The organism is Corynebacterium sp. HMSC056F09 (assembly GCF_001815785.1).
GTDB classification, from domain to species: domain Bacteria; phylum Actinomycetota; class Actinomycetes; order Mycobacteriales; family Mycobacteriaceae; genus Corynebacterium; species Corynebacterium hiratae.
Genome location: NZ_KV821896.1, coordinates 128,052 through 153,775, shown reverse-complemented (window position 1 = coordinate 153,775; position 25,724 = coordinate 128,052). Strand labels below are relative to the sequence as shown.

Genomic DNA, 25,724 nt, shown 5'->3' with positions numbered 1-25,724 from the left:
CATTCTTAGTTCTTGTCTTGGTTCTTGCTGTTCTGTGCGTTTCGGTTCCTGGGGTGAAGGTCCGTTTGCGGTGCGGCCGGGAAGCGCGAGGTCGGCAGGTGCTTGGCCTTCCTCTCCGCCGCAATCGCGTAGATCCGCTCACGCCAGGCAAACCACATTGCCGCAAACACTGGGATGAGAAGTAGCGTTGAGGCCAAAGCGAAGGTTCCGATGGGGTAATCGAAAGCCATGAGGATGATGACCACGCCGATGAAAGCGAGAACGGACCAGTCACCAGCTTGGCCGAATGGCGAGCGGTAGTTCGGGCGGGTATAGCGCCCCTTCTTGGCCAGCTGCACGAACTTGATGTGTGACAAGGCCACTGCAGCCCACGACGCCAGTGTGCCCAGCGCCGCCAAGTTCAGCACGATTTCGAAGGCCATTTCAGGCACAACATAGTTGAGGAACACACCGGCAAGGCCGACGAAGGCGGCCATCACGATGCCACCATAGGGCACACCGGACTTGGACATACGCGCGCCGAACTTCGGCCCGGAGCCGGCAGTAGACATGTTGTACATGATGCGGCCCGTCGAATACAGTCCAGCGTTCAGCGAGGAAATTGCCGCGGTGATGACAACCAGCTGGAAGATCGGTGCGGCATAACCAACGCCGAGGGATTCGAAGAAGGTCACGAACGGCGATACTTCCGCAACGTAGCTGGTGTACGGCAGCACCAGGGTCAGCAGCAGCACACTACCGAAGTAGAAGACCACGATGCGGAACAGGACGCTGTTGACCGCGCGTGGGATGTGCTTCTCCACGTCCTTGGTCTCACCGGAGGTGGTGCCCACCAGCTCGATACCGGCGTAAGCGAAGACCACACCCTGGATGACGATGACTGCGGGAAGCAGGCCATTGGGCAGCCAGCCACCGGCATCGGATATCAGGCTAAAGCCCGTCGGGTCACCATTCGGGTGACCCATAATCACCACGCCGATAGCCACGACCATGAAAATCAACAGCGCGATGATCTTGATCATGGAGAACCAATACTCCAGTTCACCGAAGATCTTCACCGACAACATGTTGAACAACAGGATGCTGCACACCACGCCGAGAGCGAGCAACCACTGCGGGACAGCGTCGAGCCAGGAAGTGTACTGGCCAAACCACTTGATGTAGATGGCCACGGCTGTGCCGTCGGCCACCAAGGTCGCAGCCCAGTTGCCCCAGTAGAGCCATCCGGTAACGAAGGCAGTCTTCTCGCCGTAAAACTCACGCGCATAGGACACGAAAGAACCCGAACTTGGGCGGTAGACAATGAGCTCTCCGAGCGAGCGCAAGATAATGTAACCGAAGAAACCGCAGACCAAATACAAAACTGCGAGAAATGGTCCAGCGGTTTGCAAACGGCTGCCGGTACCGAGCAACAAACCGGTACCGATCGCAGAGCCGATGGCAATCATCTGGAGCTGGCGATTGCCCATCCCCTTCTGAAGTCCGTGGTCTTCCGAAGCATAGACCGCTTTCTCCTTCTCGTGAGACTCCGTGTTGGGCGGGCGAAGTGTATCAGCCATTAGGAAGGTAGTCCTTTCAAAGTTGCGAACGTGCCTTTCTTCACATTCCCTAAGAAAACGTTATAACAACCTAATGAGACTTCCGTCACTTCAACACCCCCACAGTGCAACCCAGCACATCGCTGCCCAGTAGTAATAGGTTCGTTTTCTACCCCCACACACAAAAGAACCGCATGGCCTGAAAAGACCATGCGGTTACTCATTCTCTGTGCGGACTAGCGCAGGGAAGTTTTGGCCCACTCCCGCGCGGCGCCAGCGCGCTCGCGAACCTTTTCGCGCTGCTCCACCACGCGAACGCCAGCGGTGCCACCCTTGGTTGAGCGGGATGCCACTGCCCCATCAATGGTCAGCACCTCACGAACTTCCGGAAGCAGGCGCTTGTCGACGCCCGCCAGTTCCTCGTCCGTGAGATCCACCAGATCCACACCGCGAGACTCCGCGATCTGCACGCAGGCACCGGAAGCCTCATGCGCCTCACGGAACGGCACACCCTGGCGCACCATCCATTCGGCCAGGTCGGTGGCCAAAGTAAAGCCACGCGGGGCCAGCTCACGCATGCGGTCTTCATGGAAGGTCAGGGTTTCCACCAGCCCAGTCATGGCAGGCAGCAAGAGGTTCAGCTGCGCCACCGAGTCGACGATGGGCTCCTTATCCTCCTGCAGGTCACGGTTATAGGCCAAAGGCTGCGCCTTGAGCGTTGCCAACAGGCCGGTGAGGTTACCGATGAGTCGGCCGGTCTTACCGCGGGTCAGCTCCGGAACGTCCGGGTTCTTCTTCTGCGGCATGATCGAGGAACCAGTCGACCAGGCATCATCCAGGGTGACGTAGCCGTACTCCGGGGTGCACCAGTAGATGATCTCTTCCGACAGCCGGGACATGTCCACCGCGATCTGGGTGAGCACGAAGGCCGTCTCGGAGGCAAAGTCACGCGCCGCCGTACCATCCAGCGAGTTCTCCGCGGAAGAATCGAAGCCCAGCTCCTCGGCAATCGCCTCCGGATCCAGGTGCAGCGAGGAGCCCGCGAGCGCACCAGAACCATAAGGGGACACCGCCAAGCGCTTATCCAGATCTTGCAGGCGCTCGATATCGCGCAGCAGCGGCTGGGCATGAGCGAGCAGCTCGTGTGCCAGCAGCACCGGCTGCGCCGCCTGGGAGTGGGTCTTGCCCGGCATAATGGCATCCGGGTGGGCCTCGGCCTGGCTAGCCAGAGCCTCCACCAAATCCGTGACCTGAAGTGCGATATCGCGAATGGCATCGCGAATCCACATCCGGAACAGCGTTGCCACCTGGTCATTGCGGGAGCGCCCAGCGCGCAGGCGGCCGCCGACCTCAGGTCCTACGATGTCGATAAGCCCTCGCTCCATCGCACCGTGGACGTCTTCATCCGTCGGCAGCGGGGTGAATTCACCAGAAGCGACCTTCTCCCCCAGTTCACTCAGGCCGTTAAGCATGGTGTCCAAGTCAGCGTCAGATAGCAATCCGGCCTTGTGCAGGACCTTGGCGTGAGCCTTGGAGGCCAGCACGTCATAGGGGGCGAGGACCCAGTCGAAGTGGGTGGATACGGACAGGGCAAACATCGCCTCGGAGGGGCCGCCCGAAAAGCGGCCACCCCACAGCGCACCCTCGTTAGTCTTATGCATCGATTCCTTACCTTGACCTTGGCTGTGCTGGTTTACTTACCGGTGGGGAAACCGCCGTCGCGGTCACGCTGGTTCGAGATCTGCGTCGACAGACCGTGCAGCTGGACAAAGCCCTTGGCCGCGGTTTGATCGAAGGTATCGCCGGTGTCGTAGGTAGCCAGGTCGAAGGAGTACAGCGACTGGCCAGAGCGACGGCCATTGACGGTGGCGGTGCCAGCATGCAGAACCATGCGGATATCGCCGGTGACGTTCTCCTGGGTGGACTCGGTGAAAGCATCCAGGGAGCGCTTCAGCGGCGAGAACCAGAGGCCATCGTAGACCTCCTCGGACCAGCGAGCGTCCGTGAGGCGCTTGTAACGGGCCAGCTCGCGTTCCACGGTGACGTCTTCCAGCGCCTCGTGAGCCTTGATGAGCACCATGGCACCAGGGGCCTCGTAGACCTCGCGAGACTTGATGCCTACCAAGCGGTCCTCCACCATGTCGAGGCGGCCAATGCCCTGGGCACCAGCGCGGCGGTTAAGCTCCTCGATAGCCTGGAGGACGGTCACCGGCTTGCCGTCAATAGCAGTGGGAACACCCTTGTCAAAAGTGATGGTCACCTCGTCCGGGGCATTGCCCAGGTCCGGCTGCTCGGTGTAGGCGTACAGGTCCTTTGTCGGCGGGTTCCACAGGTCCTCTAGGAAGCCGGTCTCTACCGCGCGGCCCCAGACGTTCTGGTCAATGGAGAACGGGGATGCTGCGGACTGCTCAATCGGCAGGTTAATTTCCTCAGCGAAGGCAATGGCCTTATCGCGGGTCCAGGCGTAGTCACGCGCCGGGGCGATGATCTCCAGAGCCGGATCCAACGCGCGGAAAGAGACCTCAAAGCGCACCTGATCGTTACCCTTGCCGGTGCAACCGTGGGAGACGTGGGTGCCGCCGTGTGTCTGAGCAGCCTCAACGAGGTGCTTGACAATGAGCGGGCGGGAGATGGCCGATACCAGCGGGTACTGCTTCATGTACATGCCGTTTGCCTTGATGGTGGGCAGACAGTACTCCTCTGCGAACTCATCCTTGGCATCAACGACGATGGACTCGACCGCACCGCAGTCGAGGGCGCGCTGGCGCACGGACTCCATGTCCTCGCCACCCTGGCCGAGGTCAAGAGAGACGGCGATGACTTCGCCGCCGGTCATCTTGGCCAGGTAAGGAATGGCGACAGAGGTATCGAGACCGCCAGAGTAGGCAAGCACAACGCGTGCAGTCATAGTAATTTGCTCCTTTAAGACAAACAGGTGCTAAAAAATCGAACTTATTTATATTATACAGACTTACGTATAAATGTTAAATGCTGCGGTTGGTGAGTTTCTCACCAAGCTCGCGGCCGGTCAACCCTTCGCGCGCGAGGACGAAGATCGTGTCATCGCCCGCGATACAGCCGACCACGTCTGGAAGTCCCACGCGGTCGATGAAGGAGGCCAAGTACTGCGCAGCGCCCGCCGGGGTGCGCAGCATGGCGATGTTGCCAGAGAAGTCATGGGACACCACCAGTTCATCAAGCATGCGCCGGAGCTTCTCTCGCGGGCCGTTGAGCTGATCTTCGAATTGCTCCAACTCACCGCCCACCACGTAGAAGGACCGCCCGCCATCGCGCTTGACCTTCTTGGCTCCCAGCTCATCGAGATCACGCGACAACGTAGCCTGCGTGATATCAATCCCCTCATCGAGCAGGAGCTCTGAGAGCTGAACTTGGCTGGTGACCCGGGTGCGATCCAAGATCTCCAAGATCTTGGCTTGGCGGGCGTTGCGTGTAGTTGGGGTCGTAGTCATTCGTTTAGTTCTCCTTTTGAGCCGCAAGGAGCCAGACCAGCAGCGCCTTCTGCGCATGGAGGCGGTTTTCTGCCTCGTCGAAAACGCGCGACTGGGGCCCATCAATTACCTCAGCAGTTACTTCGTTGCCGCGGTAGGCCGGCAAACAGTGCAGGAAGATTGCCTCGTCCTTAGCGCGGGACATCACATCCGCGGTCACCTGATAGGGCAAGAACGGTGTGCGGCGGTCCTTGCCGTCATCCTCCTGGCCCATGGACACCCACGTGTCTGTAATGACAACATCAGCGCCGTCCACGCCGTCAAGGGAATCGGTCACCGTCACCGTACCGCGCTTTCGGGCACGCTCAACAAACTCCGCCTGCGGCTGGAAACCCTCCGGGGCAACAATGGTCATCTCCATGCCAGCGGTAGCAAACCCCAGCATGTAGGAATTTGCCATGTTGTTGTTGCCATCCCCTAGGTAGACGGCCTTCAGTCTAGTAAGGTCCCCGAAGTTCTCACGGCAGGTCACCAAGTCCGCCAAGATCTGGCAGGGATGGAGGTCATCGGACAAGGCGTTGACAATTGGTACCGTCGCAGTCTCCGCCATGTCCAGAAGGTTTTGATGCGCATATGTGCGCCACACGATCGCCTCAACGAAACGGGAGAGCACCGCTGCGGTGTCCTGGTAGGTCTCCCCTTTGCCCATCTGCGTCGACTTAGTTTCCGTCACGATGGCGTGGCCGCCCAGGTGAGCAATTCCCGCCTCAAAGGAGAAACGCGTGCGCGTCGACGTCTTGTCAAAGAGCACCGCCACCGACTTCGGCCCCTCTAACGGGCGCTCGGAGAAGGGATCCTTCTTGAGCCTTAGAGCCAGGTCGAGAACCTCGGCTTGCTCCTGCGGCGTGAGGTCATCATCGGCCAAGAAATGGCGCACACTCATGCAACTTCCTCCAGTACCTTATGCAGGCGTTCCACCGCCTGGGTGAGTTCTTCATCGGTGATCACCAGCGGCGGGGTCAAGCGTACGACCTCGCTACTTGGGGCGTTGAGGATTAGTCCATGCTGCAAACCTGCAGCCACGACTTCCTTGGCCACCGACTTATTTAATACAACACCTAGCATAAGCCCTCGGCCCCTCACCGACTGCACCGCAGGGGATTTTCCAATCTCCTGCCGCAACCACTCGCCCTTGCGGGTGACTTCGGCGAGGAAGGGGACGTCGACAAGCTCCAGCACCGTTGACGCCGCCGCACACGAGACAGGATTGCCGCCAAACGTCGTGCCGTGGGAGCCCGGAGTGAAAAGGTCTGCGGCCTGACCACGCGCAATGGTGGCACCGATAGGCATGCCAGCACCCAGCCCCTTCGCCATGGTGATGACATCCGGGAGGATGCCTTCATGCTGGAAGGCGAAGAAGTCACCGGTACGCCCCACACCCGTTTGCACCTCATCCACGACCATGAGGATGCCGTGCTTGGTGCAGAGCTCACGCACCGCCGTCAGGAAACCTTCAGGTGCCGGGATGACACCCGTCTCCCCCTGGATGGGCTCCAAGATAATGGCGGCGGTGTCCTCCGGATCTTGCTCCACCAAAGCGGTCAGGTAGTCGATGTCGCCATAGGTATAAAACTCCACTCCGCCCGGGAAAGGTTCAAAGGCTTTGCGTTTGCTGGGCTGCCCAGTCATGGCCAAAGAACCCATTGTCCGGCCATGGAAACCATGGTGCGCCGCAAGGATGCGGCGGCGGCCGGTCAGACGAGCCAGTTTAAAGGCCGCCTCATTCGCTTCCGCGCCGGAGTTAGAGAAGAAGACGCGAGCCTCGCTATCTCCCACCTTGTCCAGGAGTTTCCCGGCGGCTTCAACCACGGGCTCGCTGGCAAAAAGATTGGACACGTGGCCTACGGTGGCCACCTGGGCGCTCACCGCTTCGACGATCGCCGGGTGGGCGTAGCCCAGCGAGTTCACCGCGATACCGGCGAGCATGTCGATGTAGTCTTTACCGTCTTCATCGGTCACCGTGGCCCCCTTACCGGACACGATGGCAACGGGTGGGGTTCCATAGGTGTTGCTGAGCACCTGACCCCAACGCTCTGTCAACTTGGTCTGCGCGGTCACTTGTTATCGTCCTTCCTGAAGACCGTTCCCTCCGGGTAGTCCTCGCGGTTATAGTCATTGGGCAGCACCATCGTGCCGATTCCTCCCATAGTCAACAGCTCCAGCAGCACGGCGTGGGCGATGCGCCCGTCGATGACGTGCGCGGCACTGACTCCGCCTTCCACGGCCATGAGGCAGGACTCCATCTTCGGGATCATTCCGGAATCCAGGCCTGGGAGGAGCGCGCTGAGCTTGTCAATCTCGATCTTCGACACCAAGGAGTCGCGGTTCGGCCAATCGGTGTACAGGCCCTCCACATTTGTGAGAATCACCAAGCGCTCGGCGCCCAACGCTCGCGCCAAGGCCCCGGCCGCGATATCTGCGTTGATGTTGTACACCTCGCCTTCATCACCGGGCGCGATAGTAGACACAACCGGGATACGCCCGGCCTCAATAATGTCCATGACGGCGGTGGGATCGACGCTGACGATCTCTCCCACCATGCCGATATCAGTCGGCTCACCATCGACCTGGACGAGCCGCTTGCGCGCCTTAAACAACCCAGCGTCCTCACCCGAGGTACCCACGGCATACGGGCCATGTGAATTAATGAGGTTGACCAAGCCACGCCCCACCTGACCAAAGAGGACCATGCGAACCACGTCCATGATCTCCGGAGTGGTCACACGGAAACCGCCCTTGAATTCGCCTTCAATTCCCAGCTTGCCCAGCATGTCGTTGATCTGCGGCCCACCGCCATGGACCACCACGGGCTTGGCGCCCACGGTGCGCAGAAAAACCATATCGGCAGCGAAGGCGGCCTTAAGGGAATCATCCACCATCGCATTGCCGCCATATTTTACGACCACAATCTTGTCGCGGTAGTGCTGCAGCCATGGCAAGGCCTCCGCGAGCACAGTGGCGCGGTCAGCATTACTTAGTCCCTGAAGCATTGTTCCTCCTCGCGCGTTCTTAAGAGCTGTACGCGGAGTTAATCTCCACGTAGTCATGAGACAGGTCGGTGGTGCGGACAAAAGCTGTGCCGGTTCCCCCGGTGCCCAAGTCCACGCGCACATCAATGTCGGCACCGGAAAGATCAACGTCGCGCGCGCCGGGCGCGCCAGTGGAACCGACGCACACTGCTTGGTCATTGAAGAACACGGAGATGTTGTCCGGATCCATCTCGGCATCCGCCATTCCGACAGCGGCGAGGACGCGGCCCCAGTTGGGGTCCGATCCGAACATGGCGCACTTGAACAGGTTGTCGCGGCCCAAAGTGCGCGCGGCGTTGAGCGCCTGCTCATCGGTAGCGGTGCCTTCCACGATGATCTTCACGCGCTTGGTCACGCCCTCGGCGTCGGCTTGAAGCTGATCCGCGATATCGGCGCACACCGCGAGAACCGCAGCATCCAACTCCTCCTGGCTAGGTTCTTTCCCGGAAGCACCGGAAGCCATGATAATGACCGTGTCATTCGTCGATGTGGAGCCGTCCACATCGAGCGTATTGAAAGTCTGAGCACTCGCTGCCTGCAGCGCCGAGTGCAAGGCTTCGGAGGAGGCAACAGCGTCGGTGGTGATGCACACCAACATGGTGGCCAGTGACGGCGCCATCATGCCTACGCCCTTGCCCATCGCACCCATGCTCCAGCCCTCGGCCTCAATGAGTGCTTCTTTAGCTACGGTATCGGTGGTCATGATGGCCTCCGCCGCGGACTTACCGTGAGCTGCATCCGCGCCAAGGTCTCCGGCAACCACTTCGACGCCAGCCAATGCCTTATCCATGGGAAGGAGCTCTCCAATAAGTCCCGTCGAGCACGCCGCGATGTTGGCGGCAGGGATACCCGTGTGCTCAGCGGTGGCTTCCACAATCGCCGCGGCATCCTTGTCTCCTTGTTCGCCGTTGCAGGCATTCGCGTTGCCGGAGTTATAAATGACGGCCTGAACAGTGCCGTCCGCAACTGCTTCGCGGGAAAGCTTTACGGGTGCGGCCACCACGCGGTTGCGCGTGAAGACCGCAGCGGCGTCGAAATTAGGACCCTGGTTAACCACGAGGGCCATGTCGGGTTTTCCGGAGGGCTTGATTCCGGCTGTCGTGGCGCCAGCCAGGAATCCTGCAGGGGCGGTAATCATGTCGAGTTTCTCCTAGTTCGTGTGGAAGTGAGTTGAGGAAGGCGGCGCGGAACGCTTGGGAAAGTAGGGGTGCCCCTTAAGGGGCAACTGCTGCCTGTGGAAGGCCCAGGGTTTCTTCCCATCCGAAAGTCAGGTTCATGCACTGGACAGCAGCGCCGGCGGTGCCCTTGCACAGGTTGTCCAGAGCCGCGGTAATCACGAGACGGCGGGCGCGCTCATCCACGTGTGCTTGGATATGGACCATGTTGCTGCCCACCACGTTTTGCGTTTCTGGCTGTTGGCCCTCAGGCAGGACGAGGCAGAATGGTTCATCAGCATAAAAGTCACGGAAGGCCTCGGCGACTGTGCGCTTGTCGACGCCCCCCTTCAACGGCGCCGTAATCGTCGCCAGAATGCCACGAGGCAGCGGCGCCAGCACCGGAGTGAAACTCACAGACACCGGTTGCTGCGTAAAAGGCTGTAGGTTTTGCAGGACCTCCGGGGTATGCCGGTGTGTCCCGCCTGGCTTATAGGCTTTGAGGTTGCCCATAGTTTCCGCACCTAGCTGTGCCACGGAGGCCTTCTTGCCTGCCCCGGACACCCCGGTGATTGCTATCACCGACAGATCTGGCTCAATCAGATCCTGCGCCACGGCCGGCAGCGCACCCAGGGTAATCGTGGTGGGAAAACAACCAGGAACGGCAACGCGGTTGCTGCCTTTAAGCTGCTCACGGTTGCCGGGAACCTCCGGAATTCCATAAGGCCAAGCACCGGCGTACTCACCACCATAAAACTCGTCCCAGTCATCCTTGCTGCGTAGGCGGAAGTCAGCCGCACAGTCAATCACCGTGACGGACTCCCCCAGCTGGCGGCCGATCTCCGCGGAGTGCCCGTGCGGCAAACCGAGGAACACGATGTCATGGCCAGCTAGAATCTCCGGCGTGGTGTCCTCGATGACGCGGTCCGCCAACTGCGGCAGGTGCGGCATGAGCTCAGATACTCGCTGACCTGCGTTGGAGTGCCCGGTGAGCGCGCCGATGCGCAACTCACCCGAGAGGTATGCTGGGTGCGACAGTAGGAGGCGGAGGATTTCGCCGCCTGCATAGCCCGTAGCTCCGGCGATCGCTACTGAGATAGTCATGCGGCCACTTTAGCAGATAATGCAGTCAGCCGTATGTTATTCAGAAAAAATGCGCCGAAGAGCTCGGCGCACAGATGAGGAAAGTAGGGTTCAGGAAGGTTTACATGACGCGGGACGAGACGTTCCCCAGTCCCTCCGCACCCGATACGGCGGTCTTTCCTGCATAGCCTAGGTAGCCATGCGGGCCGACGAAGTGGATACCGCCCTGGGCATCCGCGATGGCTACAACCTCATTGAACTGGTGAACCTGGCCGGGCTGCAGGCGCTTGAAGCTCGTGGTTGTCAGCCCCTGGTTGAAGCAGTCAGCCTTGGAGCGACCTGCGTGGTAGATAAAGCGCGGCGCCAACTGGCCTGGCGGGTTGCACTGCGGGCTAGTGGCACGTGCCCCTTCGGACAGGCACGCGACGTAGGTTCCTTCGATGTTCGAAGCTTCACAGTTGACGGTGCCATCGGCGTTGGAGAAACCTTGGGACAAGTCAGCGGAGGCGTGTGGGGCGATGGTCAATGCGCCGACAACGGCGGCGGTGGCTGTGAGACGAGAAATAAGACGCATGGTGTGAACAATCCTTTCGGTGTGGCTTGGTCTGGAAACTCAGCACCCTTGCTGCACCCTCGAGGTTATGAGGCAGAGCACACCCCTTCCAGCGCTAGGGGATCTCTCCCCACATCAGCACCTGCCCCAACGCGCGCAAACCCGGCAAAACAAAAGCCCGGCTAACCTCCCACAGGGCTAACCGGGCTTGGAGCACTAACGAAGCACTAGCGAAGCAACAGAGTCTTAGGCGCGCATCTGTGCGCCAAGGCGCTGCTTGGCCAACTCCGCAGCGGCGAGGCGGTGCTCGTTGGCCTCTTCATCAGTCAGAGTGCGGTCACCAGCACGGAAGAGAAGCTGGAAGGCTAGGGACTTCTTTCCTTCGCCGAGCTGCTCGCCACGGAAGACATCGAAAAGCTCCACGGACTCGAGGAGATCACCAGCACCCTCCTCGACCACACGGCGAACCATCTCCGCCGGGGTTTCCTCGTCCACCACCAAAGCGATGTCCTGGTGCAAAGCCGGGAAGGAAGACAGCACGGGTGCGGGGAACTTCTCATCCAGCGGCAGGGCTGACACATCGAGCTCCATCGCACACGTGCGTGCTGGCAGCTCCAAGGCCTCAAGGACCTGCGGGTGCAGCTCACCCGCATAGCCGACGACCGTCTCCTCATCGCTTGCGAGAACGATTGCAGCACAGCGGCCCGGGTGCCACGGTAGCTGCTCAGCTGCCTTCACTGCGATGTCCACGCCAGCGGAACGAGCAACCTGGCGCGCAGACTCAATAGCATCCGCGTAGCTGTAGGCGCGGCCCGCTCCCCACGGCCCTTCGTGTTCAATGTTTCCTGTGGCCACCGTGGCTACGTGCAACGGCTGCAGCGGCAAAGAATCCAACAAGTCGGTGACCACGGAGTCCTCCGGGCGCGACTCCACCGACGGCATGGGAGAAGAATCAGCGCGCTTGAAGGCCACCTGCTGGAGGCCGAACAGGGCCAGATCACTGCGGCCACGGGCAACGTTGCGGGCGATAGCCTCAAGGAGATTGGGCAGCAACGTCGTGGACAGGATCGCCTTGTCTGACTCGAGCGGATTCTGCACGGCCACGGTCTGGCGGCGCGCATCCTCCTTGTCCAAGCCCCAGGTATCAAAGGTGTCGTTCGCGATGAATGGCGACGGGAGAACCTCGGCGTAGCCCGCATAGGCCAACCCATGTCCGATCGCACGGCGACGCTTCTGCGCCGGAGTTAGGCCGCGACCGCCCACCGGGGTGGGCAGGATGGTCGGAATGTCTTCCAGCCCTTCCAGGCGCAGGATCTCCTCAATGAGATCAACGTCCATTTCGATGTCCGTGCGCCAGGAGGCGGGGATGACGGAGAGCTCCTCCTCACCGGAGACCTCGCAGCCGACCTCCGTGAGGCGCTTCACCACGGTCTCCTGGGAGTAGTCCACGCCGGCGTACTCGCTGGGCTTGGCAGCGCGCAGGGAGATGGACTCGCGCTTGGCGACGTCTCCCACGAGCGTCCGCCCAGCCTCGATCGTGCCGCCAGCAATCTGCTGAAGCAGCACGCACGCCACGTCCAGCGCTACCTCAACGATGGCCGGATCTACTCCGCGCTCGAAACGGCGAGAAGCCTCCGAGGAGAGCTTGTGGCGGCGGGATGTGCGGGCCACGGTGATCGGATCCCAAATGGCCGACTCGAAGTAGACATCAGTCGTCTCGTCAGAAATTTCGGAGGTGGTGCCACCCATGACGCCCGCCAAGGATTGGATACCGTTGTCATCGCAGATGACCACGTCGCCCTCCGAAAGCTCCCGCTTGACGTGGTCGAGGGTCTCGAACTTCTCGCCCTCGTTGGCATTGCGCACAACGAGGTTGCCCTTGATCACGTCGGCGTCAAAGGCGTGCATCGGCGCGCCCAGAAGCAGCATGACGTAGTTCGTGACGTCGGTAGCCACGTTGACGGCGCGCTGACCGGAGAGCATGAGCTCGCGCTCCATCCAGAACGGGGTACGCGCTGCCGGGTCAATACCGGTCACCTTGCGCAGACCAAATCGCTGCGCCTTGGTTTCCTCCCTCAGGTCAACGTCGATAAGCGTGCCCTCCGGAGCCGGCACGACGGAGGTGTCGATGCCAGCCACGCTCGGATCCTGCGCCACGTCGGGGAAAGTGAGATCAAATGCGGAGGCAATTTCACGCGTCAGGCCACGCGCAGACAAGGCATAGCCACGATCCGGGGTGATGTTGACGTCGAAGACGGTATCGGACAGCCCAATAAGGGGGCGGGCGTCCTCACCAATCTTGTCGGCAACCTCCTCCCCTAGCACGATGATGCCGTCTGCCTTGGGGCCGAAGCCCAGCTCAGCTGCGGAGCACATCATTCCGTTGGAGATATGGTCGTAGGTCTCGCGGGCGGCAATCTTGAATCCTCCCGGCAGCTCAGCACCCGGAAGGGAGACCACGACGTAGTCGTTGAGGCGGAAGTTGCGGGCGCCGCAGATAATGCCCTGCAGCTCCCCCGTCCCATTGGCCTGGCCAACGTTGACCTGGCAATAGCGAATTGGTTTCTTGAACTGGGTGAGCTCTTCGATCTCTACAACCTGACCGATAACCAGCGGGCCCGTGGTTTCCGGAAGGGCCTCGTAGCCCTCGGTTTCAAAACCTACGCGGACAAAGCCAGAGTCCAGTTCCTCAGAGGACACGGTCCAGCCGGAATTAGCGTTGCCCAGAATTCGGGTAACCCAGTCTTGGGAAATAAGCATTTTTCTTTCTATCCTTTCTCTGGGTTCCTATGCCTGCACGCCAAATGGCAGGGTGAAGCGGACATCGCCTTCGACCATGTCGCGCATATCGGTCAGACCATTGCGGAACTGCAGGGTGCGCTCGAGGCCCATGCCGAAAGCGAAACCGGTGTATTCCTCGGGGTCAATGCCTACCGCACGCAGGACGTTGGGGTTGACCATGCCGCAGCCTCCCCACTCGATCCAGCCGGCGCCGCCCTTCTTGTTGGGGAACCAGACATCGACCTCAGCGGAGGGCTCGGTAAACGGGAAGTAGTTCACGCGCATGCGGGTGGTAGTCTCCGGGCCGAAGAGAACCTTGGCCAAGTGCTCCAAGGTGCCGCGAAGATGAGCCATGGTCAGCCCCTTGTCCACGGCAAGGCCTTCCACCTGGTGGAAGACAGGAGTGTGGGTGGCATCGAGCTCATCGGTACGGAAAACACGGCCCGGGCAGGCAATGTAGAGCGGGACATCGCGGTCGAGCATCGTGCGCACCTGCACCGGGGATGTATGGGTACGCAGCACCTGCTTGGAACCTTCCTTGCCCACGTGGAACGTGTCCTGCAAGGTGCGGGCTGGGTGGTCGGGCTTGAAGTTCAGAGCGTCGAAGTTAAAGTACTCCGCCTCTACCTCTGGTCCTTCGGCGATTTCCCATCCCATGCCCACAAAGATGTCCGCGATGCGCTCCGACAGCGCTGTGATGGGGTGCAGGGCACCGGTCTGCGCGCGGGTGGTAGGGACGGTGACATCGACCTTCTCCGCCTTCAGCTGCGCGGCGCGGGCCTCCTGCTCCAGCACTTCACGAATCTGGGCAAAGCGCTTTTCCACCTTGCCGCGGGCCATGTTCACTGCGCGTCCAGCATCCTTGCGCTGATTCTTCGGCAGCTGTCCGAGCGATTGGCGGGCCTGCGGGATATAGCCGCTATCACCAAGGTGCTCGCGACGGGCGGAGGTGAGCTCGTCGAGGCTGGTTGCAGCTTCGAAGGCGGCGATGGCCTTCTGCGCGGCGGCCTCGAGGGCCTCTTCGGTCAATTCGATCTGAGGTGTATCGGACACGTGCCTTGATTACCTTCTTCTCGCACAAAAACTAACGCGAGCTATCTTACCGTGCCGCCTGACTTCTGTGGCCACCAACCCTGGCACGTCGGCGGCGCTAGCTGCTCTGCTGCTTCGCAGACTCATAGAGGCAAATGCTGGCGGCCGTAGCAAGGTTCAGAGATTCCGCTCGGCCAAGAATCGGGATGCGCACACGCATGTCCGCCTCATCCTGCAAATCACCCAGGCCGTGCGCCTCATTGCCAAAAAGCCACGCGGTGGGCTGGGACAGGTCCGCATCGGCGAGGTCCACCTCGCCGTCGGCTGCCGTAGCCAACACTTGCAGACCAGAGGAGCGCAGCTTGCCCAGTACATCCTTGATGTTGGGGTCTCGGGCTACGGGCACATGGAAAAGCGATCCGGCCGACGCGCGCGCCACCTTACAGCCCAAGGGATCCACGGTTTCCCCGGCAAAGATGACGCCATCGGCGCCCATGGCATCCGAGGTCCTGATCAGTGTTCCCGCGTTGCCCGGCTCCGCCGTCAAGACAGGAACCGACACCAGCTTCGGCTTGCCGGCCAAAATCTTCCCGGCGGTCCACAACACTGGGCGGCACACGGCAAAGAGCCCGGTGCTCGTGGCGGTGTCAGACAGGTGCTTTGCCGCCTTATCCGTAATGGGATGCACATACACGTCCATGTAGCCGCAGGCTTGAACAATGTGTGCAAAGCGCTCGGCGGCCTTCTCCGTCACGAAAACATCCGTAGCGGCACCGGTGGACACGGCCGCGTCCACGGCGTTTTCGCCCTCAATGATGAAACGCTCCGCCTTTCGGCGGCTGGCCGCCCGGTGCAATTTGGCGGCATTAACCACGCGCGGCGTGCGTTCAGTAAAGGCAGAGGAAAAATCCAGATTCATGCATTTGACGGTACCCACCGAACCAGACATTGAAAAGTCCCGCTCCCCCAGCAAGTTTGAGTGGGTAGCGGGACGGTTGGTCTCCACGTCATCTACGCGGATACGGGTGGGCTTTATTTCTTTAGCGGAACTCCGTCGGCGTCCTTATCAAAGCCAGATAAACCACCGGCGATGAATACGAGCTCGACCCACTTCCAGATCACTAAGGCACCGATGAGGATAAAGCCAATGAGGATAAAAGAGGTAACGAATCCTACGATTGCAAGGCCCAACTGCCACATGCCGCGCTGCGTGCGACCAATATAGAAGTTATGAACCCCCAATTCGCCCAAGAAGAAGCACAGGAGCAGCGCTACCAACCATGACTTCTGCTCGCCGCCCGGGTGTGGCTGCTGGCCATAGTTTGACTGGTATGCATCCTGCTGTGCGGGCAGATTCTGGGACTGCTGCGAACCGCCATACGGAGCCGAGCTGTAACCGTACTGATCACTGGATGATCCGAAGGGGTTCGACTGCTGCGACTGTCCGCCATAAGAGCCACCGCCATAAGCATCGCCATTGGGCTGATACGCGCTATTCGGGTTGGTCATAACTATCTCTCCTTCGCACCATGTGCCCCTAGGGCAGGCCCAGAAGCCAACGGCTACCTTGATTTACACAACAACGAGCAATGTAACACAAACCACAAAGAGGAGCAGTACGCCCGCCGACCTAGCGGGTGCTACTCCCCACAACAAGAAACCCACCGGTCCTCCATAAGAGGGCGGTGGGTTCGTGACGTTTCTACGCTCGACGCTTACGCAGCCTTCGGTGCGTTAACGTCCTCCGGCAGTGCGGCCTTGGCGGCCTCGCACAGTGCGGAGAAAGCCTCGAAGTCGTTGACGGCAAGTTCAGCGAGAATCTTGCGGTCGACCTCGATCTCAGCCAGGCGCAGGCCGTGGATGAGGCGGTTGTAGGTGATGTCGTTCATACGAGCGGCAGCATTGATGCGCTGGATCCACAACTTGCGGAATTCAGACTTACGGGCGCGACGGTCGCGGTAAGCGTAAGTCATGGAGTGCAGCCACTGCTCCTTGGCCTTACGGTAGAGGCGGGAGCGCTGGCCGCGGTAGCCCTTAGCGGACTTCAGGATCGCGCGACGCTTCTTCTTGGCGTTAACTGAGCGCTTTACTCGTGCCACAGTAATACTTCCTTATCTTGATTGTGAGTGTGTGGGGATGGGAGTTTCGGCGCTGACTATGCGCGGCCGAGAAGGCGTTTGACGCGCTTGGTGTCTGCCTTGGCGACGTCCTCGGTGCCCTTCAGGCGACGGGTGCGCTTGGAAGGCTTGCCTTCCAGGAGGTGGCGGCGGTTAGCCTGCTCGCGACGCAGCTTGCCGGAGCCGGTCACCTTGATGCGCTTGGCGGTGCCCTTGTGAGTCTTCTGCTTCATGAGAATTAAATCCTTAAATCCTAAGTGGAGCGTGGTCTACTTCTTGCCTTTGCGGACGGGCCCAAGGACCATGGTCATATTGCGACCATCCTGCTTGGGGCGCGACTCCACGACGCCGACCTCTGCGACATCGTCAGCCAAACGCTCCAGCAGGCGGAAACCCAGCTCCGGACGCGATTGCTCGCGGCCACGGAACATGATGGTCACCTTGACCTTGGAGCCCTTCTCCAGGAAGCGCACCACGTTGCCCTTTTTGGTCTCGTAATCGTGATCATCAATCTTCGGACGGAGCTTCTGCTCCTTCACCACGGTTTGCTGCTGGTTCTTACGGGACTCGCGGGCCTTCTGAGCCTGTTCGTACTTAAACTTGCCGTAATCCATGATCTTGGCTACGGGCGGCTTAGCGTTCGGGGCAACCTCGACCAGGTCAAGATCGGCTTCGTACGCAAGCTTGCGAGCATCGTCTGTACGGACAATGCCCACCTGTTCACCACCGGGGCCAACAAGACGGACCTCGGGTACTCGGATGCGCTCATTAATGCGAGCTTCAGCGCTGATTGTGGTTCTCCTCGATTGTGGGGGCTAGTAGTGTGCCTACCGTGACCACAAACGAATAAATCCCGGTGCCAAAGGCATCCGGGAGTTTCTTTTCAAGCACGCGCCAACGTATGGCGCCTACTCTTAACCTTTATCCTGCGGCGGAACTAGTGTCCGGCGCGGCTTCGGGTGGGAGAAACTCCGCTTGCGGCCCAAGTACCTCCTGGAGGAGGCGCTACGGGCGGTAGTGCGCACTACTTTAACACCTGATTTTTCAGGAACCAAATCGGCGTGCCGATGTCGTTCCTGCAGTCTGCGTTGCCGTGGGCGGTGCGCAGGCCTCCACCGGTTTAAGCGCGCCAGCCTCCAAGGCCTCAGTTACGACTCGGTCCACTCCAGCAGCAAGAACGTTGAGCGCAGGAATTGCTTCTTCGGCATACTCACCCGGCATGGTGACTTCAATGGCCAATCCCACCGTGGACTCTTTACTCGAGCCCGATGGGGTGGTTTCCCGCACACCAATTTGGCGGTGGGTATAACCGTCGTCGTACTCGGATAGTCCCCACCCGCCCTTGGCGCGGGTGTTCGGGAGCTTGTCCAATCCGTTGTCTTGCCACTCCACAATGTCATCCATTGCGTCATAGACCTGTTCTGCTTCCGGAATACACGGTAAGTGTGCGCCAAACTCTGCCTGGTCTTCCAGCAGCCACGTGGAGTAGCCAAAAGGTTCCTCGAACTCGCCGGTCGAACCATACTCTTCCAAGAGCGCCGTTACTGCGCTCCCAGCATCGCCCTCAGTCCATCGCACGTGGGACCACAACGCGTAGGCAGCATCATTGTCGGATTCCTTAATCGCAAGGTCGACGAGCTCCGGGCTAGCGCCGTCGCGCAGCGCGGCAATCGCGATAGGAACCTTCACCGTCGACCACGCAGGCTCTTCACCGCGTAATCCGGCGTTGACAGTCCCTTCCCTATCCGCCACCGCCACGCCGGCGCGGACATTGAACTCCTTCTCAACTTCAGAGACGACATCGCGTAATTCGGCGCGCACGTCATAGCTGGCGGGTGCTTCCACGCCTGGTGATTCTTCGGGAGCCGGCGGCGATGTGTCTTCCGCTGGGCCGGAACACCCCGTCATGGTGGCTGTCGCAGCAATGCTGATGGCTAGTGCTGCCGTGCGGGTACTTCTGTGGCCCAACATCACACCAGCTCCTTGAGGAACCCTCCCGTATAGGAGCCTTCCACCTGCGCCACGTCTTCTGGCGTGCCTTGGGCCACGACGGTGCCGCCGCCCGAGCCGCCTTCCGGGCCCATGTCCACGATCCAATCGGCGGCCTTAATGACGTCGAGGTTGTGCTCGATGATGATCACCGAGTTGCCCTTATCAACCAGGCCTTGAATGACGAGCATGAGCTTTCGGATGTCCTCGAAATGCAGTCCGGTCGTCGGCTCATCCAAGATGTAGACCGTGCGCCCATTCGTGCGCTTTTGGAGTTCGGAGGCCAGCTTCACGCGCTGCGCCTCACCACCGGAAAGCGTCGTGGCGGCCTGACCCAAGCGGACATATCCCAGGCCCACCTCCACCAAGGTGTTGAGGTAGCGGTGGATCGACGTGATGGGTTCGAAGAACTCGGCTGCCTCCGAGATCGGCATGTCGAGAACCTCGGCAATGTTCTTTCCCTTATAGAGGACCTCCAGGGTCTCGCGGTTATAACGGGCACCGTCGCAGACCTCGCACGGCACGTAAACATCGGGCAGGAAGTTCATCTCGATCTTGATGGTGCCGTCACCCTGGCACGCCTCACAGCGTCCGCCCTTGACGTTGAAGGAGAACCGGCCCGGCTTGTAGCCGCGAACCTTGGCCTCCTGGGTTTCAGCGAAGAGGTTGCGGATTTTGTCGAAGACCCCTGTGTAGGTTGCCGGATTCGAGCGCGGGGTGCGCCCGATGGGGCTCTGATCGACCTGCACCAGCTTGTCCAGGTGTTCCACGCCCTCCACGCGCTTGGCGCGACCGGGTACTTGACGGGCTCGGTTGAGTTTGTTGGCCAAGGTCTTGGCCAGGATTTGGTTGACCACGGTGGACTTACCGGAGCCGGACACACCAGTGACGCAGACGAGGACGCCCAGCGGAATCTCCACGTCAATGCCCTTGAGATTATTCTCGCGCGCGCCGACCACCTTGAGCATGCGCTCAGGGTCAATCTCACGGCGCGTATCCGGGACCGCAAGCTTCTTCTTTCCTGACAGATACTGCCCCGTCAGGGACTCCTCCACAGATTCGATGCCGGCGGGCTCGCCCTGATAGACCACCGTTCCTCCGAATTCGCCGGCGCGCGGTCCAACGTCGACAAGCCAGTCCGCCTCCCGGATGGTGTCCTCATCATGTTCCACCACAATCAAGGTGTTTCCGATATCGCGCAGGCGCTTCAACGTGGCGATGAGGCGCTGGTTATCGCGCTGGTGCAGACCAATGGAGGGCTCATCCAGCACGTAGAGGACTCCCGCCAGGCCGGAGCCAATCTGGGTGGCGAGGCGAATACGCTGTGCTTCGCCGCCAGACAACGTGGAGGCGCCGCGGTCAAGGGTGAGGTAGTTCAGGCCGACGTCGAGAAGGAAGCGCAGGCGGGCCTGGATCTCCTTGAGCACAGCACCAGCAATGATCTCCTCGCGGTGGCCCAACACGAGAGAGTCGAGGAACTCCGCCGCCTCCTCGATGGACAGTGCCGTCAAGCCAGCGATGGACTGCTCGCCATGCGCGGTAGAGGCCAAACGCACCGCCAAGATTTCCGGCTTCAGGCGGGTACCGCCACAAGCGTTACACGGCACACGGCGGGTGTACTGAAGAAGACGGTCCTTCTGCGACTCGGAATCCGCCTGATCGAGCTTGCGCTCCAAAAAGCCGATAGCTCCCTCGAACGGCGCGGACCAGTTACGCTGGCGGCCATAGCGGTTCTTGTAGCGCACACTGACTTCCACATCTGTGCCATAGATCAAGGCGTGGCGCTGCTCCTCGGTGAGCTCGGAAACCGGGGTGCGCGGATCAAAGTCCAGGGCTTTCGCCAGGCCTTCGACCAGCTTGACAAAGTACCGCGCATTGGGGCTCGACGTCCATGGTTGGATGGCCTCAACGGCCGGGGCATCCGGGTCCGGGATCAACAGATCCACATCCACCTCAAGGCGCGTGCCCAAGCCATCACACACCGGGCAGGAACCGAAAGGCGCGTTGAACGAGAACGCGCGGGGCTCGTATTCCTCAATGGTCAGCGTGTGGCCGTTAGGGCAGGCAGCCTTTTCCGAGTAGGTGTGCGTGAGCTCTTCGCGGTCTACGAAATCCAGGGTGACTAGGCCGTCTGCCAAGCGTAGCGCCGTCTCGACAGAATCCGTCAGCCGCTGCTTTTGGGAAGCTTTCACCTGCAGGCGGTCCACGACGACATCGATGTCGTGCTTGATCTGCTTCTTCAGCTTCGGCGGGTCACTGAGCTGGTAAAGCTCCCCATCTACCCGAACACGGGAGTAACCCTGGGCCGCGAGGTCAGCAAAGAGGTCAACGAACTCGCCCTTACGTCGGCGAACGACCGGTGCGAGGACCTGGAATTTCAGCTTCTCCTCGTGGCTTAAGACTTCATCAACAATCTGCTGCGGGGTTTGGCGCTCAATGACGGCGTCACACTCAGGACAGTGCGGCGTGCCCGCGCGGGAGAAGAGCAAGCGCAGGTAGTCATAGATTTCGGTGATGGTTCCCACCGTCGAGCGGGGGTTGTGGTTCGTGGACTTTTGGTCAATGGACACCGCTGGGGATAGACCGTCGATGAACTCGACGTCCGGCTTATCCATTTGGCCAAGGAACATGCGCGCATAGGAGCTCAAAGACTCCACGTAGCGCCGCTGGCCCTCGGCGAAGATGGTGTCAAAGGCGAGTGAGGACTTGCCTGAGCCCGATAGGCCGGTAAACACCACCAGGTTATCGCGCGGAATATCGATATCCACGCCCTTGAGGTTGTGCTCACGCGCACCACGTACGACCAAACGATCAGCCACTAGTTGCTGCCTTCCTACACAAATGAATGTGCGTTCAGAGAGTTCTCAATCAGAATGTACCCGTATGGTTGGACTTATGAACAACGCCCTCAAGCTTCAGAAAATTTCCGTGTCCGAGATGGACAACAATTGCTATCTGCTGTGCGCGGGTGACGAGGCGCTGCTTATCGACGCCTCCGCTGACGCCCCTGCACTGCTCTCCTTGGCCGCCGACCACGGAGTAAAGATCACCGCGGTGCTGACCACACACCGCCACTGGGATCACGTACGTGCACTCAAGGAAGTCTTGAATGAAACCGGTGCCGTTCACTATTCCTCTTTCCTGGACGCCCCTGCTTTGCCCGCGCCCGTCGACGTGGAGCTGGAGCACGGCGATACGCTGTCTTTCGCTGGCCACGACTTCCCGGTCATCATCCTGCGCGGGCACACCCCGGGCGGTGCAGCCATTGCAGCAGACATCGACGGGGTGACCAACCTTTTCGTCGGCGATTCCCTCTTCCCCGGTGGTGTGGGCAAGACCACCTCAGAGGGTGATTTCGTACGCCTCTACAAGGATGTCACACAGCGGCTCTTTGATGTCTATCCGGACGAAGCCATTGTCCGCCCCGGGCACGGTGCCCCCACCACGCTCGGCGCAGAACGCCCACACATGGACGAATGGTGGGAGCGCCGCTGGTAGCTACGTGTTAACTGCTGCCCTCACGGCAGCAGTTATTTAACGCGCGTACTATGGTGTGACGAACGTCTTTACAGATCTATCGAATGGAGCACGTCATGATTCGTAAATTTGCCCGTCCTATGCTGGCCTCCGTGTTTGTCTGGGATGGTGTGGATACGCTCCGCAACACCTCGGAGCACGTCGCGGACACCGAGTCCGTGCTTAAGCGCCTGCGCAAGGTGCTGCCCCGCGAATATGCAGGCTACATCCCCAATGACCCAGAGCTCGTTACCCGCGCGCTCGGCGGCGCGAAGACCGCTGCGGGCACGAGCCTCGCGCTGGGCAAGGCTCCGCGCACCTCGGCTGCAGTGCTCGCGCTGACGCACGTCCCTAACCTGGTCGGCAATGCTTTCTGGACCGCGGATTCCCAAAAGGACAAGGAAGCTCAGCGCAACAGCTTCATCACCAACACTGCCCTACTTGGTGCCCTGGCCATTGTTACGCAGGACACCGAAGGAAAGCCCTCCGTACGCTGGCGCGCCGCCAAGGCGTCGGAGCGTGCCAACAAGAAGATCCAGCAGGCACTGCCAGGTAAGTCCGAGCAGCAGAAGTTTGCGGAGGACTTCTCCAGCCGCGCAAACGAGATTTCTTCCGACGTCACGGCCAAGGCCAATGACTGGTTCGAGACTGCCAAGGACTACGTAGAGGATAACCGCGATGACTGGGAGTCCACCGGCCGGGACTTCATCGACTCCGCTCGCTCCTTCGTCGAGGATACCGCTGAGACTGCACGCGAGTTCTTTGAGGACAACAAGGATGACTGGCTCGACGCTGCCCGTGACAACACCGAGACCGCCCGCAAGAGCCTCGTCAAGGCAGCCGGCAAGGCACAGGACCGCGCTGACGAGGCCCTAGCCAAGGCAGACTCGCTCGACGGAAAGCGCGCCCAGAAGAAGGCTCGCAAGCGCGCCGAGAAGCTGCAGAAGGAAGCGACTAAGAAGCTGGATAAGGCTTTCAAGAAGTTCGGTGACCGCTTCTAAGCTCTCCGTCTTACGCTGCGGATAACTCCGCAACGCACCGCGATAATCACCGCGGTGGAGAGAACAACGGCTCAGCTAGTATGCTGGGCCGTTGTTCTTTTTCCTGTCCACTCTTCCCCATCTCCCTTACTTCCCGTCTGTCCACGAGAAGCCTTCATACGCACCCAAGGAGCCTTGTGTCTGAATCTTCACCCGCGACTCATACCGGGAAACCCGGCGCCCACGCGAACGAGCAGAGCGCGGAAATAGCTAGCGAGCAAGCATATGTCGATGGCCTCTTCGAGCGTCTGGACAACGAGGTTCAAGCGGCCAACGAGCGCTTGAACGAAGTGCAAGCTGCCGTCGATCCACATACCCCGGACGCCGATGCACTCGTTCGGCGAGAGACCGAGTACCACGGCCTGCAGGCTAAATTGGATCGCCTCAACGTCGCCCAACTCGGCTTAGTTTTTGGGCGCATCGACATCGATGCACCCGGTGATAACCCCACCCCGGAAGGCCTGGACCGGCGCTACATCGGCCGCATGGGACTCGACGCCAGGGAGGAGAACTACCGGACACTCCTTCTGGATTGGCGTGCGCCGATGGCGCGCCCCTTCTACCTCGCCACTACAGCGCACCCTGAAGGCGTCCATGTCCGTCGGCATATCCGGACCACTGGGCGCACGGTTATTGGAATCAGCGACGAGGTCTTGGAGGGAGAATCCTCTGCTGACAGCAGCGATGTCGCAAGCGAGTCCGCCCTCCACCACGTGATGCAGCGCGCCCGCACCGGGCACATGCCCTCCATCGTGGAGACCATTCAGCGCGAACAGGACGAAATCATCCGTGACAGCACGCGGGGCGTCATGGTGGTCGAAGGTGGCCCGGGAACCGGCAAGACCGCTGTTGCACTGCACCGCGTGGCCTACTTGCTCTACACCTACCGCGAACAATTAGCCGCTACGGGCGTGCTCATCGTCGGACCCAATTCCACCTTCCTGGAATACATTTCCCGAGTACTCCCGGAACTTGGTGAAACCGGCGTCGTGCTTTCCACCATCTCTTCCCTCTTCCCCGGCATCGAGGCTACTCACTCGGAGTCCTTGCTCGCCCGCGAGATCAAGGGCTCCGCTGCCATGGTGGAAATCCTCGGCAACGCGGTCAAGGATTATCAGCGCCTACCGGAGCAGCCGCGCACGGTGGAGATCGATCGGCTCGAGCTCACCGTCACCCCAGCTATGGTCAAAGCGGCGCGTACCCGCGCGCGGCGCTCACGCAAGCCGCACAACGACGCTCAAGCGGCATTTGCGGAACACCTCATCGAGTCTCTGGCCCAGCAGATGGCCGAACGCATCGGTTCTGACCCGCTGGGAGGTGCCAACCTGCTCTCCCGCGCGGACGTGGATCAGCTCCACGATGACCTCGCCGAAGAACCACAGGTCACAGAACTCATCGACGAGTTCTGGCCCCATCTCACGCCTACCGAGGTACTCGCCAATCTCCTGAGTAGCGCCGAACGAATCGATACGGCAGCCTACGCTTATGATGACGAAACCCGCGGTGCCCTCTACCGCGAAGACGGTACGTCATGGGCGGCCTCCGACGCCGCGCTTCTCGACGAGCTCGCGGTCCTCATCGGCATGCCCGACCCCGAAGCAGAGCGCGCCGCCGAGGAGAAAGAATGGCGCGAACAGGTCGCGGAGGCAGAAGACGCCCTCGATATTCTGAGCTCCTCTGATTCCACTGACAACGATGATGACATGTTCGAAGCCGAGATCCTCTCTGCGCACGATGTCATCGACGCCGAGCACCTCGCTCGCCGTCACGAGGTTCGGGATTCTCGCACCACCGCCCAGCGGGCCCGGGAAGACTACACGTGGGCCTACGGGCACGTCATCGTTGACGAAGCCCAAGAACTTACCCCCATGGAATGGCGCATGATTTTCCGGCGTAGCCCCTCGCGATGGATGACGCTCGTGGGCGATACGTCCCAGACTGGAGCGCCCGCCGGTGTGGATGACTGGGGCGAGACGCTCGAGCCTTTTGTTGGAGAGCGCTTCCGACTGCACGGGTTGACGGTCAACTACCGCACCCCACGCCCGGTTACGGAATTAGCCAATCGGCTGTTGGAAGAAATCAACCCTGAGGCCACGCCGAGCATCGCGGTGCGCGATGGTGTTGACGTTGTCTGGCACGACGACGCCACCGATGCGGAGCCGAGGACATTTGAGGATGAGGACGGGCGCCTGCGCGCCGTGATCACGGCTGCCAACGTCGAGGAGATCAAAGGCCTCGAGTTTGATCACGTCACGGTGGTCAACCCCGATGACATCGTGGCAGCCTCCCCACAGGGTTTGCACAACCTCTATGTTGCGCTCACGCGTGCGACGCAGTCCTTGACCATCACCGGCCGTTATGCGGAGGTTTTCGGATAGTCTGG

22 protein-coding genes are annotated in these 25,724 nt (G+C 60.6%); 3 read left to right on the top strand and 19 right to left on the bottom strand.

Going from position 1 to position 25,724, the window contains the following annotated elements; genetic code table 11:
- Positions 1 to 5 precede the first annotated feature (5 nt).
- From HMPREF3056_RS02380 to uvrA, 19 genes are all read right to left on the bottom strand, one after another.
- Positions 6 to 1,559 carry an amino acid permease gene (locus HMPREF3056_RS02380; RefSeq protein ID WP_070679817.1) on the bottom strand — a complete coding sequence of 518 codons (1,554 nt, stop codon included), beginning with the start codon at positions 1,557 to 1,559 and terminating at the stop codon, positions 6 to 8.
- A 215-nt stretch (positions 1,560 to 1,774) separates the two neighbouring features.
- Entirely contained in the window at positions 1,775 to 3,199 is a 1,425-nt protein-coding gene (gene argH, locus HMPREF3056_RS02375; protein ID WP_046648519.1) for an argininosuccinate lyase, read from the bottom strand.
- Between the two features lie 32 nt (positions 3,200 to 3,231).
- On the bottom strand, positions 3,232 to 4,446 hold the full coding sequence (locus HMPREF3056_RS02370; RefSeq protein WP_046648520.1) for an argininosuccinate synthase: 1,215 nt from the start codon (positions 4,444 to 4,446) through the stop codon (positions 3,232 to 3,234).
- Positions 4,447 to 4,522: 76 nt separating this feature from the next.
- Entirely contained in the window at positions 4,523 to 5,008 is a 486-nt protein-coding gene (locus HMPREF3056_RS02365; RefSeq protein ID WP_046648521.1) for an arginine repressor, read from the bottom strand.
- A 4-nt stretch (positions 5,009 to 5,012) separates the two neighbouring features.
- Positions 5,013 to 5,930 (bottom strand): ornithine carbamoyltransferase, encoded by a 918-nt coding sequence (argF, locus tag HMPREF3056_RS02360; protein ID WP_046648522.1) that lies wholly within the window; start codon positions 5,928 to 5,930, stop codon positions 5,013 to 5,015.
- On the bottom strand, positions 5,927 to 7,105 hold the full coding sequence (locus HMPREF3056_RS02355) for an acetylornithine transaminase (protein WP_070700332.1): 1,179 nt from the start codon (positions 7,103 to 7,105) through the stop codon (positions 5,927 to 5,929). The genes argF and HMPREF3056_RS02355 overlap by 4 nt, the downstream gene beginning before the upstream one ends.
- Positions 7,102 to 8,037 (bottom strand): acetylglutamate kinase, encoded by a 936-nt coding sequence (gene argB / locus HMPREF3056_RS02350; protein WP_070679811.1) that lies wholly within the window; start codon positions 8,035 to 8,037, stop codon positions 7,102 to 7,104. Before argB ends, HMPREF3056_RS02355 begins: the two co-directional genes overlap by 4 nt.
- A gap of 19 nt (positions 8,038 to 8,056) precedes the next feature.
- The gene (gene argJ / locus HMPREF3056_RS02345; RefSeq protein WP_070754021.1) at positions 8,057 to 9,214 is read right to left on the bottom strand and encodes a bifunctional glutamate N-acetyltransferase/amino-acid acetyltransferase ArgJ; all 1,158 of its coding nucleotides are present in this window, start codon (positions 9,212 to 9,214) and stop codon (positions 8,057 to 8,059) included.
- Positions 9,215 to 9,290: 76 nt separating this feature from the next.
- Positions 9,291 to 10,334 (bottom strand): N-acetyl-gamma-glutamyl-phosphate reductase, encoded by a 1,044-nt coding sequence (argC, locus tag HMPREF3056_RS02340; protein WP_070754020.1) that lies wholly within the window; start codon positions 10,332 to 10,334, stop codon positions 9,291 to 9,293.
- A gap of 100 nt (positions 10,335 to 10,434) precedes the next feature.
- A complete protein-coding gene (locus HMPREF3056_RS02335; RefSeq protein ID WP_049154605.1) occupies positions 10,435 to 10,887 on the bottom strand; it encodes a hypothetical protein in 453 nt (150 codons plus the stop codon).
- A 225-nt stretch (positions 10,888 to 11,112) separates the two neighbouring features.
- A complete protein-coding gene (pheT, locus tag HMPREF3056_RS02330) occupies positions 11,113 to 13,626 on the bottom strand; it encodes a phenylalanine--tRNA ligase subunit beta (protein WP_070754019.1) in 2,514 nt (837 codons plus the stop codon).
- Positions 13,627 to 13,653: 27 nt separating this feature from the next.
- Entirely contained in the window at positions 13,654 to 14,700 is a 1,047-nt protein-coding gene (gene pheS / locus HMPREF3056_RS02325; protein ID WP_070545670.1) for a phenylalanine--tRNA ligase subunit alpha, read from the bottom strand.
- Between the two features lie 97 nt (positions 14,701 to 14,797).
- Complete coding sequence (locus HMPREF3056_RS02320) at positions 14,798 to 15,598, bottom strand: TrmH family RNA methyltransferase (protein ID WP_046648591.1); 801 nt, start codon at positions 15,596 to 15,598, stop codon at positions 14,798 to 14,800.
- Between the two features lie 113 nt (positions 15,599 to 15,711).
- A complete protein-coding gene (locus tag HMPREF3056_RS02315) occupies positions 15,712 to 16,188 on the bottom strand; it encodes a TM2 domain-containing protein (protein ID WP_053089068.1) in 477 nt (158 codons plus the stop codon).
- A 206-nt stretch (positions 16,189 to 16,394) separates the two neighbouring features.
- Entirely contained in the window at positions 16,395 to 16,778 is a 384-nt protein-coding gene (gene rplT, locus HMPREF3056_RS02310) for a 50S ribosomal protein L20 (protein WP_005323264.1), read from the bottom strand.
- Between the two features lie 56 nt (positions 16,779 to 16,834).
- Positions 16,835 to 17,029, bottom strand: coding sequence for a 50S ribosomal protein L35 (gene rpmI, locus HMPREF3056_RS02305; RefSeq protein ID WP_010190075.1), 195 nt, complete (start codon positions 17,027 to 17,029; stop codon positions 16,835 to 16,837).
- Positions 17,030 to 17,065: 36 nt separating this feature from the next.
- Positions 17,066 to 17,587 carry a translation initiation factor IF-3 gene (gene infC, locus HMPREF3056_RS02300; protein ID WP_080975058.1) on the bottom strand — a complete coding sequence of 174 codons (522 nt, stop codon included), beginning with the start codon at positions 17,585 to 17,587 and terminating at the stop codon, positions 17,066 to 17,068.
- Between the two features lie 253 nt (positions 17,588 to 17,840).
- A complete protein-coding gene (locus HMPREF3056_RS02295; RefSeq protein WP_232745328.1) occupies positions 17,841 to 18,767 on the bottom strand; it encodes a serine hydrolase in 927 nt (308 codons plus the stop codon).
- Positions 18,767 to 21,604: an excinuclease ABC subunit UvrA gene (uvrA, locus tag HMPREF3056_RS02290; RefSeq protein WP_070513285.1), complete on the bottom strand. Its 2,838-nt coding sequence runs from the start codon at positions 21,602 to 21,604 to the stop codon at positions 18,767 to 18,769. The genes HMPREF3056_RS02295 and uvrA overlap by 1 nt, the downstream gene beginning before the upstream one ends.
- A gap of 76 nt (positions 21,605 to 21,680) precedes the next feature.
- On the opposite strand from uvrA, the gene HMPREF3056_RS02285 reads away from it, so the two are divergent.
- The 3 genes from HMPREF3056_RS02285 to HMPREF3056_RS02275 all read left to right on the top strand — a co-directional run bounded on the left by HMPREF3056_RS02285 (position 21,681) and on the right by HMPREF3056_RS02275 (position 25,719).
- Entirely contained in the window at positions 21,681 to 22,283 is a 603-nt protein-coding gene (locus tag HMPREF3056_RS02285; RefSeq protein WP_070754018.1) for an MBL fold metallo-hydrolase, read from the top strand.
- A gap of 95 nt (positions 22,284 to 22,378) precedes the next feature.
- A complete protein-coding gene (locus HMPREF3056_RS02280) occupies positions 22,379 to 23,302 on the top strand; it encodes a DoxX family protein (protein ID WP_070513283.1) in 924 nt (307 codons plus the stop codon).
- 176 nt (positions 23,303 to 23,478) lie between these two features.
- Positions 23,479 to 25,719, top strand: coding sequence for a HelD family protein (locus HMPREF3056_RS02275; RefSeq protein WP_070513281.1), 2,241 nt, complete (start codon positions 23,479 to 23,481; stop codon positions 25,717 to 25,719).
- Positions 25,720 to 25,724 lie beyond the last annotated feature (5 nt).